General features: G+C 54.6%; 7 protein-coding genes and 1 other annotated feature. Of the genes, 4 read left to right on the forward strand and 3 right to left on the reverse strand.

What is annotated here, in order from left to right:
* The first annotated feature begins 3 nt into the window (after nt 1-3).
* The 4 genes from DW089_RS03035 (at nt 4) to DW089_RS03050 (ending at nt 7280) form a co-directional block, all read left to right on the forward strand.
* Nucleotides 4-1728: a hypothetical protein gene (locus tag DW089_RS03035; protein WP_118286751.1), complete on the forward strand. Its 1725-nt coding sequence runs from the start codon at nt 4-6 to the stop codon at nt 1726-1728.
* Nucleotides 1729-1787: 59 nt separating this feature from the next.
* Nucleotides 1788-1988, forward strand: a binding site (T-box leader).
* 34 nt (nt 1989-2022) lie between these two features.
* On the forward strand, nt 2023-4674 hold the full coding sequence (locus DW089_RS03040) for a valine--tRNA ligase (RefSeq protein ID WP_105326217.1): 2652 nt from the start codon (nt 2023-2025) through the stop codon (nt 4672-4674).
* Between the two features lie 31 nt (nt 4675-4705).
* The gene (locus tag DW089_RS03045) at nt 4706-5986 is read left to right on the forward strand and encodes a folylpolyglutamate synthase/dihydrofolate synthase family protein (protein ID WP_105326216.1); all 1281 of its coding nucleotides are present in this window, start codon (nt 4706-4708) and stop codon (nt 5984-5986) included.
* A gap of 4 nt (nt 5987-5990) precedes the next feature.
* Entirely contained in the window at nt 5991-7280 is a 1290-nt protein-coding gene (locus DW089_RS03050) for an O-antigen ligase (RefSeq protein WP_105326215.1), read from the forward strand.
* Nucleotides 7281-8043: 763 nt separating this feature from the next.
* Here DW089_RS03050 and DW089_RS03055 read toward each other — a convergent pair.
* From DW089_RS03055 to citF, 3 genes are all read right to left on the reverse strand, one after another.
* Nucleotides 8044-9378, reverse strand: a complete 1335-nt coding sequence (locus tag DW089_RS03055) for a CitMHS family transporter (RefSeq protein ID WP_118286752.1) — start codon at nt 9376-9378, stop codon at nt 8044-8046.
* A gap of 701 nt (nt 9379-10079) precedes the next feature.
* The gene (locus DW089_RS03060) at nt 10080-11414 is read right to left on the reverse strand and encodes a CitMHS family transporter (protein ID WP_118286753.1); all 1335 of its coding nucleotides are present in this window, start codon (nt 11412-11414) and stop codon (nt 10080-10082) included.
* 72 nt (nt 11415-11486) lie between these two features.
* A complete protein-coding gene (citF, locus tag DW089_RS03065) occupies nt 11487-13043 on the reverse strand; it encodes a citrate lyase subunit alpha (protein WP_105326212.1) in 1557 nt (518 codons plus the stop codon).
* Nucleotide 13044 lies beyond the last annotated feature (1 nt).

A 13044-nucleotide genomic window follows, 5' to 3' on the forward strand; every position in this document is an offset into this window, starting at 1 on the left:
CGTATGGCCAAGCTAAAATACGATGCCAAGCGCCGGCGGGCGCTGAATATGGTCTGGGATACCTCGGCCGACTACCGCTTCCAGCCGGATTTTCTGGCCTACGGGGATGATGGGGCACCGGATCTGTACCTCAATGCCGTGGTGGGGTTCACCCGGAAATACTACGATACGGACCAGCTCCATGCGATGTTCCAGGAAATGGAAAATTCCGCCCTGGTGGATACCTTTACGGACCTGTTGTGGCTGGGGCTGGAATACGCCACCTACGCCAAGGAGGCCCCGGTACGGCCCGTGCTGCCCCAGCTGCGGCAGGAGCACGCCCGGGCCTATTTTAACGGCACCCTGGCGGACAAACACGGGGTGGCCCACGAAATGCAGGCGGCCCGTTGGCACGAGGTGCTGGGGGAAAAGAACGGTCTCATCGACCCCTGGGCCAAGGCCCTGTACCAAAGCCTGGCCTTTGACCCCAGCTGGGATACGGCCACGTTGTGTGACCATTTCCGGAAGCTGACCAAAAAGTACTTTGTGTCCCACTTTCTGGTGCGGGAAAGCCTGGAAAAGGTCATCATCGGCAAGGGACTGGGGGATTTCCTCAGCTGGATTGTGCCTCAGTTTGCCAAAAAACAGGAATCCATCTTTAATTTTTTATATTCCAAGCAGCAGGCAGAAGACCTGCTGTCGGGGAAGCACGCCCATAACGGGCTCATGGCCATTATTACCGGCCAGACCGCTGCCCAAAACTATGATTACATCATCCACTGCTTCGGGACGTCCATTTATCCGCCCCAAAAGCAGCTGGAAATCGACCAGGCCTGCTGCGTAGGCGTCCATAAGGGCTGCCACCTGCACTTTACCCGGGGCCACCTGGGGAGCAAGGGCAGCACCGGGGAAGCCTCCCTGTGGCTTCAGGGAGCCCGCCGGCAGCGGGTGCGGAACCTGGCCTACTACAAGGAACACGGGGAAAAGGCCCGGCAGAGCATTATCCGCCTGACCCAGCAGATCCGCAGCGCCATGCGGCTGGTACGGACCAAGCTGCCGGTGCCGGTCAAGGCCGGGGAACTGGTGCCCAGTCTGGTCTGGCGGGCCGCCAAGCTCCAGGACCCCCGGGTGTTTTACAACCAGGAAGTGGTGGCTACCCCGGACTTTACCGTGGATATTATGCTGGATGCTTCGGCCTCCCGGGGGGGAGCCCAGCCCGTCATCGCCTCCCAGGCCTTTGTCATTGCTGAGGCCCTGCGCCAGTGCGGCATTCCCTACCAGGTGTATTCCTTCAGCACCCTGCGCAGCTACACGGTGCTGACCCTGTTCAAGAGCTACGAGGAAAAAAAGAAGTGCACCAACGTCTTTAACTACGTGGCCACCGGCTGGAACCGGGACGGTTTGGCTCTGCGGGGCGCCCGGCAGCTGATGGGGGACTTTTCCCAGACGAAAAAAATCCTTATTATGCTCACCGATGCCCAGCCCAACGATGACCGGCCCTTCCGGAAGGAAGGGAGCCTGTACCAGCCCGAGTACCGGGAAGGCCGGGCCGTGGCGGATACGGCGGACGAGGCGGCGGCCCTGCGCCGGGAAGGCATTCGGATTATTGGCCTCATCAACGACGAGGTCAAGGGCGGTATGGAAGACGCCCGGAAAATCTTCGGCAAGGACTGCATCCGGATTCATGAGCTGGACAAAATGGCCGAAAGCATGGGAAAAATCCTCTGCCGGCAGATCGAGTCCCTGTAGGGCGTTCTCCATTGACTTTTCTGGTGAGGCTTGCTAGAATTAACTGTAATATCATATGACCAATGGCTATGAACGGAAGGAGTACAGCCAAGCTGCGTTGCAGAGAGGGTGCGGTCGGTGCAAGCATCCACGTCAGCCGCTGGAAGTCGTCCGGGAGCCGGCAGGGTGCAGCAGCCCTGCCCGTCAAGGCGCGTTAAGCCTCCAAGGTGCTCAAGCAATTGAGAATGTAGGTGGTACCGCGAAGTCAACTCGTCCTATAACAGGGACGGGTTATTTTTTTTAAGGAGGAAAAAAATGGCAGAAGAAAACAACATCCCCAAGGTATATGATCCTGCCGCGGTGGAAAAGAAATGGTATGCATATTGGATGAAACAGGGCTACTTCCATCAGGAAGTGGACAAGAGCCGCCCTCCGTTCAGCGTGGTCATTCCCCCGCCGAACATTACCGGCAAGCTGCACATGGGCCATGCCCTGGACAATACCCTCCAGGATATCCTGGTGCGCTGGCACCGGATGATGGGGGACAATACCTGCTGGCTGCCCGGCTATGACCATGCCGGCCTGGCTACCCAAATCAAGGTAGAAGAAGAACTGAAGAAAAAAGAAGGTCTGACCCGCTATGACCTGGGCCGGGAAGAATTCGTCAAACGGGTTTGGCAGTGGAAGGAAGAATACGGGGACAGAATCGTTACCCAGCTGAAATCCCTGGGCATTTCCTGCGACTGGGACCGCCAGCGCTTTACCATGGACGAAGGCCTGAGCCGTGCCGTGCGGGAAGCCTTTGTGAGCCTGTACGAAAAGGGCCTGATCTACAAGGGCACCCGGATGATCAACTGGTGCGTCAACTGCCGTACGGCTTTAAGTGACGTAGAAGTGGAACATAAGGATGATGCAGGCCATCTGTGGTATGTAAAATACCCGGTGGACGGCGAAGAAGGGGTCTACCTGACCATCGCCACCACCCGTCCGGAAACCATGCCCGGCGATACCGCCGTTGCCGTGAACCCCAAGGATGAACGGTACGGCAAGTTTGTGGGCAAAAAGGTGAAACTGCCCACCACGGACCGGCTGATTCCCGTTATTGCCGACGATTATGTAGACCTGGAGTTTGGTACCGGTGCCGTAAAGATTACCCCGGCCCATGACCCCAACGACTATGAAATGGGTCAGCGCCAGCACCTGGACATGATTACCGTTATCGGCCAGGACGGCAAGATGACCAAGGAAGCCGGCAAATACGCCGGTCAGGACCGCTACGAATGCCGCAAGAACATTGTGGCTGACCTGGAAGCTGCGGGGCTTTTGGTGAAAGTGGAGGAATGCCCCCACTCCGTAGGCCACTGCCAGCGCTGCGGCCATATTGTGGAACCCCTGGTTTCCACCCAATGGTTCGTAAAGATGCAGCCCCTGGTGAAAGCCGCCGTGGACTGCGTAGAAGACGGCCGGACCCAGTTTGTACCCAGCCGCTTTACCAAGACCTACACCAACTGGATGGACAACCTCCACGATTGGTGCATTTCCCGGCAGATCTGGTGGGGCCACCGGATTCCTGTGTGGTACTGCGATGACTGCGGGGAAGTAACCGCCTCCCGGACGGATCTGGACCGCTGCCCCAAATGCGGCGGCCATGTACACCAGGATGAAGATGCCCTGGATACCTGGTTCAGCTCCGCCCTGTGGCCGTTCTCTACCTTTGGCTGGCCGGACAAGACGGAAGAACTGGAACAGTTCTATCCCACCAGCGTACTGGTCACCGGCTACGACATTATTTTCTTCTGGGTGGCCCGGATGCTGGTCATGGGCATGGAATTCATGAAGGAAATTCCCTTTAAGCACGTGTTCATCCACGGCCTGGTCCGGGACGAACAGGGCCGTAAAATGTCCAAATCCCTGGGCAACGGCATCGATCCCCTGGAAGTGGTGGACAAATACGGCGCCGACACCCTGCGCTTTATGCTGATTACCGGGAACACCCCGGGCAACGATATGCGGTTCTACTGGAACCGGATTGAATCCACCCGTAACTTTGCCAACAAGATCTGGAATGCTTCCCGGTTCGCCCTGATGAACCTGGACGGCTACGATCCCAAGGCACCCCGGAACCCCTACACCCTGGCAGACAAATGGATTCTGTCCCGGCTGCAGCACACCATCGGCGAAGTATCCTCCTATCTGGATAAATTTGAACTGGGTGAAGCTGGCCGCCTGATCTACGATTTCATCTGGGGTGAAGTCTGCGACTGGTATATCGAACTGATCAAACCCCGCCTGTACAATAAGGACGATGCAGCGGAACGGGCTACTGCCCAAGCCGTCCTGTGCCAGGTGCTGGGCGATGCCATGAAGCTGCTGCACCCGTTCATGCCGTTTATTACGGAAGAAATCTGGCAGCATCTGCCCCACGAAGGGGAAAGCATCATGATTGCTCCCTGGCCCCATATGGCCGGCGACCTGCTGGATGATGCCGCTGAAAAGCAAATGACCGCCCTGATGGATGTGATCAAGGCCATCCGGAACATGAGAGCGGAAGTGGGCGCTGCCCCCGGCCATAAGGCTCCGGCCCTGGTACTGGCAGATCCTGAACTGGTGGACGTATTCAAGAACAACAGCGACTACGTATGCCGGCTGGGTACCGTGGACGTGCTGACGGTAGGCGGCGCCGAAGACGCAGCTCCGGAAAACGCCCTGACCGCCGTAGTAACCGGTGCCAAGGTCTACCTGCCCCTGAAGGGCCTGATTGACGTAGAAAAAGAACTGGCCCGGCTCCAGAAAGAACTGGACGGAGCAGAAAAAGAAGCCAAACGGACGGCTGGCAAGCTCAGCAACGCCGGCTTCCTGGCCAAGGCTCCTGCCGAAGTGGTAGAAAAAGAAAAAGCCAAACAGGCAGAAACCGAAGCCAAGATCCAAGGGCTGAAGGAACGGATGGAAACCCTGCGCAAGCTGTAAGTGCATTTGACTAGAGAGAGGTGCTGCACCAATGGATTATGCGTCTGCATTAGCGTATGTGGAAAGCCGGGGCAAGTTCGGCATTCATTTGGGCTTGGAACGAATCCAGGGCATTTTGGCGGCCCTGGACCATCCGGAACGCAAGCTCCGGACCATTCATATTACCGGAACTAACGGCAAGGGCAGTGTGGCCACGTTCCTGAGCCGGATACTCATGGCGGCCGGGAAAAAGACCGGGACCTATACTTCCCCCCATTTTGTCCGGTACAACGAGCGAATGACCATCAACGGTGAGGAAATTTCCAATGCTGACTTTGCCCAGGTAACGGAACAGGTAAAGCAGGCAGTGGACGCCTGGCTGGCCGGGGGCGGGGAAGAACCCACCCAGTTTGAAGTGATTACGGCCATGGGTTTTCTGTACTTTGCCCAGCAGCAGGTGGATTACGCCGTGATTGAAGTAGGCATGGGAGGTCTGTGGGACTCCACCAACGTGATTATCCCGGAAGTTTCTGTGATTACCAACGTGACTCTGGAACATACGGACCGGCTGGGGAAGACCATTGAGGCCATTGCCATCCAAAAAGCCGGTATTATCAAGCCGGGGGTGCCGGTGGTTACGGAAGCAGAAGGTGATGCCCTGCGGGTCATCCGGGCGGAAGCGGAAGCCCAGCACGCCCCCTGCTATGAATACGAAAAGAATTTTTCCGCCCAGATGCTTAACAGCACCATGGCGGCCCAGGAATTCGTTTTCCGCAACCCCCAGACGGAACTGGAAGCTACCATCCATCTGGCGGGAGCCCACCAGATTTTGAACGCAGCAGCTGCTATGCAGGCTGCCTGGGTGCTGGCCCAAAAGGACCCGGCCCTTACGGAAAAGGCCGTGCTGGAAGGCCTGGCCGCTGCCCGCTGGCCCGGCCGGCTGGAGCTGATCCACCAAAAGCCGGACATTATTCTGGACGGCGCCCACAACCCCTCTGGGGTGACGGTGCTGCGGAAGGCCCTGGACGATTATTATCCTGACGCCCACCGGATTTTCGTCTTCGGCATGATGGCGGACAAGGACGTGAGCCTGGTTTCCCAGATCCTGTTCCGGGATACGGATACCATCTATACCGTCTTGGCCCATACCGGGGACAGAGCGGAAACTCCGGAAAAGCTGGCCAAACGGCTTCACAAAAATGCCATTCCCATGCCGGACCTGGCTGCTGCCTACCACAGGGCGGTCAGCGAAGCGGGTCCGGAGGCTGTGGTTTGTGTCTGCGGCTCTTTGTACCTGGTAGGGACCTTCAAAGAGCTGGGATTGGATAGGTGATGGAATGCGTAAACGACCACGAGGCTGGGGACTGCCCCAATCCTGGAATCTGAACCAAGTTACCTATGCTGCACTGGCCGTCTTGATTTTTGTCCTGCCCCTGAACCAGTGGGCGGCAGGAATTGCCTTTCTGGTTTGTTTTTTGCTGAACCTGGTGAATGTGGTGCGCACCCGGCAGTTCTGGCCGGCCATCACGGTGCCCTCCTACCTGAGCCGACCCCTGTGGGCCCTGTTTATCCTCAGCGGCGTCAGCACCCTGTGGTCTCTGAACCCGGGTGCCAGCCTGTTCAACTGGGTGTGGGTCATGGGCCAGGAAGCGGGGATTTTCTACCTGCTGCTGCGCTATGCCAGCACCAGCCGGCGGTCCCTGTTTCTCATGAAGGTATTCATGATTTCCGCTGCGGTGGTAACTGTTTTCGGGCTGTGGCAATACTTCTTTGGCAACAGCCTCCAGGAAGCGGACTGGATTGACCACCAGGCCTTCCACCAGCTCCAGCGCCGGGCCATTTCCACCCTGGTAAACCCCAATATCTTTGGAACCTACCTGGTAATGACCGTGGCCTACTGTGAAGGGCTCTTTGCTCCCTTAAAGGGCGGCAAAACCCGCTGGTCCCTGGTGCTGATTTTCCTGCTGTCCACGGCCTGCTTGATCTTCACCTTCTCCCGGGGCAACTGGGTGGCGTATTTCTGGGTGCTGTTTGTGTTTGCCGGCGCCTTTTACCACAAAGCCCTGCTGCCTTTTATCGGAGGCGGTCTGGCGGTGCTGTACCTGGGCTGGAACCAACTGGCGGCCCGGATTATGTCCATCTTTTCCGTAACGGATACCTCGGCAGAGCTGCGGTTCATGTACCTCCAGAGCTCCCTGGACATGATCCAGGACCATCCCCTGGGGGTGGGCTGGTACGGGTACCAGTTCGCCTTTCCCAATTACAACTTCTTTATCAGTGAAGATGTAATCATGTACCACGGGCATAATATGCTGCTGAACATTACGGCGGAGCTGGGCATCCCGGGGATTCTCCTGTTTCTGTACGTCATCTTCCGGCTGGTGCTCCTGGCCAAGGAAATCCGGCATCGGAAGGCTTCCCCCTGGATCCGGGGCGTGGCCTGCGGGTATTTGGCCAGCCTGGTGGGGATTTTTGTCAGCGGCCTGACGGATTATACCCTGTTCAACATTCAGCTGGGTATGCTGTTTTGGGCGGGAAATGCCCTGCTGCTGGTGATGAACGACATCAGTGCCAAGGAAAATGCCCATGCGGAAAAACGGCTTTTGAAACAGAATAACCAAGCATAGGGTGAAAGAAAATAAAGAAAACCGGGTAAGTTGTACCAAAGTGTACAGCTTACCCGGTTTTTTACTGCCTGAAGCAGCGCCAAATTGGCTCTGAGAGAGCCGCTGGGAGAGAATAATACCTGGTGGTAGGGGAGAAACCAAGAACGCTTAAAAACGCATTTTGGAAGACGTTCAGCAGAAGAAGAAAACGGCCTAAGCCGTTTCCCCTGGTACCGCAGGAAAGCGGCTAAAAGGGCAGAGAAGAGGGCTTAGAACCTGCCTGGCGGCAAGAAGCGGAAAACGAGTGGGTCTGAACGGCCGGAGCCTCTTTGCATTGAACTTCCTCAGTCAGTCTTCCGGACTGCCAGCCCCTCAGTGGTTCGCCGTACTCCGTTCCCCTTCACCCTTTGGGGTTCGGAATCACGGACGGCTATCACATGGCTCACATAAACCAAGAGCATTTTGAACTACGGATATGCTCTTGGTTTATGTGAGCGCAACGCTTTGCGGCCGCATCCAAACAGCCCGACAAATTCTGCAAATGGCTGTTTGGTCCATAAGGCCCATGCGATAGCGGCCTGCAAAGCAAACCCGTAGGGTGAAGCTGCGCAGCGAGCCGCGAACCGCTGAAGGGGCCTCTTTGCATTGAACTTCCTCAGTCAGTCCTCCGGACTGCCAGCCCCTCCACGTTTGGAGGGGCCTAATAAGGAAAAAGAGGATGTGCCGGAGCACATCCTCTTTGGGAACCTATTTTATTTCTATAAGCTATTTCTGAAACTGATTCTTACAGGTGGAACAGGCCCAGCATAACGCCGGCTGCCAGGGAGAACCAGGACAGAACCCACAGACGCGGGGTGCAGAACTTCAGCAGTTCTTTGATGGAGATACCAGCCAGGCCGCAGGCCAGGAAGGTGGTAGCAGCGTGAGGAGTAACCATAACGCCGTAGTTCTTACCAATCAGCATAGCCATAGCCATGTTGTGAGGATCAACACCAAACTGTTGACCAACACCGATAGCCAGAGGCAGCAGGCCGAAGAAGTAGGAGTCGGTACCCAGCATCATGCCGATAGGCACTGCGAAGAAGCCGAATACGTCTTGCAGGTGGGGACCCATGAAACCAGGAACAATAGCAATCAGCATTTGTGCCATAGCTTTCATCATGCCGGTTTTATCCAGAACGCCCAGGAAAATACCGGAAGCCAACAGGATCATAGGCATGGTCAGAGCGGTAGCAGCGTGCATTTTGATAGCTCTTGCTTGTTCAGAAGCAGTGTGGAAGTTGGCAATCAAAGCGATGGCCAGACCAAACATGAAAGCGCCGTACAGAGGAATTTCGGTGAAGCACAGCAGACCGATAACCACCAGGGTCAGGATGCCGTTGAACCAGATCATCTTCGGACGCTTCATGAAAGCAGCATCGTCAGCAGACAGGTTGTCGTCCTTGGAGCCTTCGTCTTCGTCTTCAGACAGCATAGCAGCTTTGCCAGTGGGGTTCAGGCCAGCGCCGCGGCGCTTTTCGCAAACACCCATGTAGGCAGCGAAGATCATCAGGATAACCAGACCAACGCCCTGCAGGGGGATCAGTTCCTGCCACAGTGCGTTAACGTCTGCGTTCAGCACAACGCCGGTACGGGCAACAGGGCCGCCCCAAGGCAGCAGGTTCATGATGGACATGGCAGCACCGATGATGCAAACCAACACTACTGGTCTCATATGCAATTTTTTATAAATAGGAAGCATAGCAGGAATCGTGATCAGCAGGGTGGAAGCCAGAGCGCCGTCCAAGTGGGAGATAACAGCGATGCAGGCGGTAGCAATGGTAACCATAACGATGTTGCTGCCGGCTTTTTTAACCAGCCAGTTTACCATCGGGTCGAACAGGCCCATATCGCCCATCATGGAGAAGTAAACGATGGAGAAAATGAACAGTACAGCGGTGGACCAGGTTTTGCCTACGCCAGCAGACATAAATTTGAAGATCTGAGCAGGGGTAAAACCGGTGATCAGGGCTGCAACAACAGGAACAATAACGAACAGAGGTACGGGGTTAGATTTCCCGCGAATCAAGGCTGCCACAATGATGACAACCATCAAAAAACCAACAACGCCCAAGAACATAGTAGTGTCCTCCTTTAAAAGTGTAATGCGGCTTCCCGGACGGGCCGTCACGGTCAGCGGAGAAGTAAGATGGGTTCCCTTGACTTCGTTAAAATCTTAGCATAGCAATATTCGGAAAACTAATATAAATAATAAAATAAATACCATAAGGAATAACTTATGGAAACCCGGAAACGGGCACAGGATGTGGCTTAGCAGGTTTTTGTAAATTGTTTCAAATGTACAAAAATAGAAATTTTTTCAAAATTCCGGGCAGAGGAATTGGGGAAAAACAGAAAAACTGCTAAAAATGAACAAAAAACACCTCTTTTTTGCAGTCGACGGAAAAACAATCTGTTACAGATTTGCGAAAATCTGATGGCTTTATAAAATGGATTGTCAGGAGAACGGAAGAAATAAGGGGAGCAGTGAGGCGACTGGGACCAACGTTGGCATTTGGAGGCAAAAGGTGATGCCGTATAAACGAGGATTTTCTGGGGACAGTGTCCTGGAAGCAAGCTTTGGGGTTAAGCTGCAGAAACTAATGGGTACACAAAACTTGCTTCCAGTCCAAAATGCCTCCCAGCACCGCCAAATTTGCCCTGCAAGGGCCTTTCTTTTGGCGGTCTAGGTGTTTTTTGCTTGCCCTTTATTGCCGCTCCAAAACCCCATAAAAAAACTGCCCTCCGGATAACCGGAGAGCAGTTTCAGTAAGTCCTTGCTTAGAATTTGAACAGACCCAGCATCAGGCCGCCCAGCAGGGAGAACCAGGACAGAACCCACAGACGCGGGGTGCAGAACTTCAGCAGTTCTTTGATGGAGATACCAGCCAGGCCGCAGGCCAGGAAGGTGGTAGCAGCGTGAGGAGTAACCATAACGCCGTAGTTCTTACCAATCAGCATAGCCATAGCCATGTTGTGAGGATCAACACCAAACTGTTGACCAACACCGATAGCCAGAGGCAGCAGGCCGAAGAAGTAGGAGTCGGTACCCAGCATCATGCCGATAGGCACTGCGAAGAAGCCGAATACGTCTTGCAGATGGGGTCCCAGAGCCGCAGGAACAATAGCAATCAGCATTTGTGCCATAGCTTTCATCATGCCGGTCTTGGACAGAACACCCAGGAATACACCGGAAGCCAGCAGGATCATAGGCATGGTCAGAGCGGTAGCAGCATGCATTTTGATAGCTCTTGCTTGTTCAGAAGCAGTACGGAAGTTGGCAATCAAAGCGATGGCCAGACCGAACATGAAAGCACCGTACAGAGGAATGTCGGTGAAGCACAGCAGACCGATAACTACGATGGTCAGCAGGCCGTTGAACCAGATCATCTTCGGGCGTTTCATGAAAGCAGCATCGTCAGCAGACAGGTTGTCGTCCTTGGAGCCTTCGTCTTCGTCTTCAGACAGCATAGCAGCCTTGCCAGTGGGGTTCAGGCCAGCGCCGCGGCGCTTTTCCATAACACCCATGTAGGCAGCGAAGATCATCAGGATAACCAGGCCAACGCCCTGCAGGGGAATCAGTTCCTGCCACAGTGCGTTAACATCGACGTTCAGTACAACGCCGGTACGGGCAACAGGGCCGCCCCAAGGCAGCAGGTTCATGATGGACATGGCAGCACCAATGATGCAGACCAGCACTACCGGTCTCATGTGCAGCTTCTTATAAATAGGAAGCATGGCAGGGATGGTGATCAGCAGGGTGGAAGCCAGAGCGCCGTCCAAGTGGGAGATAACAGCGATGCAGGCAGTGGCAATGGTAACCATTACGATGTTGTCACCGGCTTTTTTAACCAGCCAGTTTACCATCGGGTCGAACAGGCCCATATCGCCCATCATGGAGAAGTAAACAATGGAGAAAATGAACAGTACAGCAGTGGACCAAGTCTTGCCTACACCAGCAGTGATGAATTTAAAGATTTGATCCGGGGTGAAACCGGTAATCAGGGCTGCGATGACAGGAACAATAACGAACAGAGGCACAGGGTTCGATTTGCCGCGAATCAGGGCTGCCACGATGATGATTACCATCAGGAAACCAACAATACCAAGAAACATAGTAATCCTCCTTTTCTAGGAAAATGACCTAACCGGGATAACCAGTCCCGGTTAGGTCAAGGGTCAAAGCTATTAGAACTCAAAATCCTTAACCTGACGAACCACATCCATAATGGTGCCGTCCCGGCCTTCGATGATACCTACAACCCGGTCACCAAATTGTACCGGATCAGGTTCACCAACCATCTTGTACGCCATGTCGCGCAGTTCTTCGATGGTGTAGAAGGGCAGATCTACGTCCTTCATGCAGTCAATCAGATCCTGGCGGCGAGGGTTGATGGCAATACCATAGTCCGTAACAACTACGTCAACGGTTTCGCCCGGAGTGGTTACCGTGGTTACGTTGGTGCAGATGGCAGGAATACGGCCTTGCAGCAGGGGAGCAATTACGATGGTGCATTTTGCGCCGGCTGCGGTATCCGGGTGACCGCCCTGAGCACCGGTGATCACACCGTCAGAACCTACTACAACGTTGCAGTTGAAGTGGGTATCTACTTCCAGGGAAGCCAGGATAACGAAGTCCAGCTTGTTTACATAAGCACCTTTATTGAAAGGATCGGCATATTCGGAAGCCGTGATTTCAATGTGGTTGGGGTTGGTTTTGATATTTTCGATGGCATCCATATCGAAATCCTGGGTGTCAACGATTTTTTCCACCAGGCCTTCATCCAGCAGGTCGCACATGGGTTTGGAAATACCGCCCAGGCCTACGCTGATGTGGATGTTGTCTTTTCTCAGGTGGTCAGCCAGCAGTTTGGTGGAAGCAATGGAAGCGCCGCCAACGCCGGTCTGATAGGTGAAGCCGTCCTTGTAGTAAGGAGTGTGCACCAGGAATTCGGTGGTGTACTTGGCCATCAGAAGTTTTCTCATGTCGGTGGTAGGTTTGGCAGCACCGGTAGCAATCTTGTTGGGATCGCCGATGGCATCAACTACCAGGACATAGTCAACTTTGGTCATGGAAATGGAAGCGGGGATGTTGGGGAATGCTACCAGGGTATCCGTTACGGCTACCACTTTGTCAGCATAGTCAGCATCTACAGCAGCATAGCTCAGTACGCCGCAGTCGCTCTTGCCGCCGATGGCACGGCAGTTGCCGTATTCGTCGCAGGTAGGAGCGCCGATGAAGGCGATATCGATATGAGTTTCGCCGGATTCAATGGCTCTTACGCGGCCGCCGTGGCTGCGCATGATGGCCAGACCCTTCAGTTTGCCGTTGCTGATTGCTTGGCCGATTTTGCCGCGCACGCCGGAAGACTGAATGTTGGTGATGGTGCCATCTTCAATGTAGGGAACGATAGGATCATTGGCTTTGCCCAGGGAGCTGGCGCAAATGGTAATGTCCTTAATGCCCATATCATGAACGGCTTTCATAACCATGTTCACAACCATATCCCCTTCACGGAAATGATGGTGGAAGCCCAGGGTCATGCCGTCTTTAATGCCGCATTTCTTCAGAACTTCTTCAATGGAATTGACAACTTTGCTATAGCTGGGATCCATTACAGGAGCTACCGTATGGGTAGCGGTTTTGTACTCTACGCCTTGTTTGGCATAGGCACCCTGGAAGACTTCCTTACCGGTCAGATCCAGGATCTCCTGAGGAATATCTCTACCGACTTTATTAATCATC

The organism is Acidaminococcus sp. AM05-11 (assembly GCF_003472805.1).
Lineage (GTDB): Bacteria > Bacillota > Negativicutes > Acidaminococcales > Acidaminococcaceae > Acidaminococcus > Acidaminococcus hominis.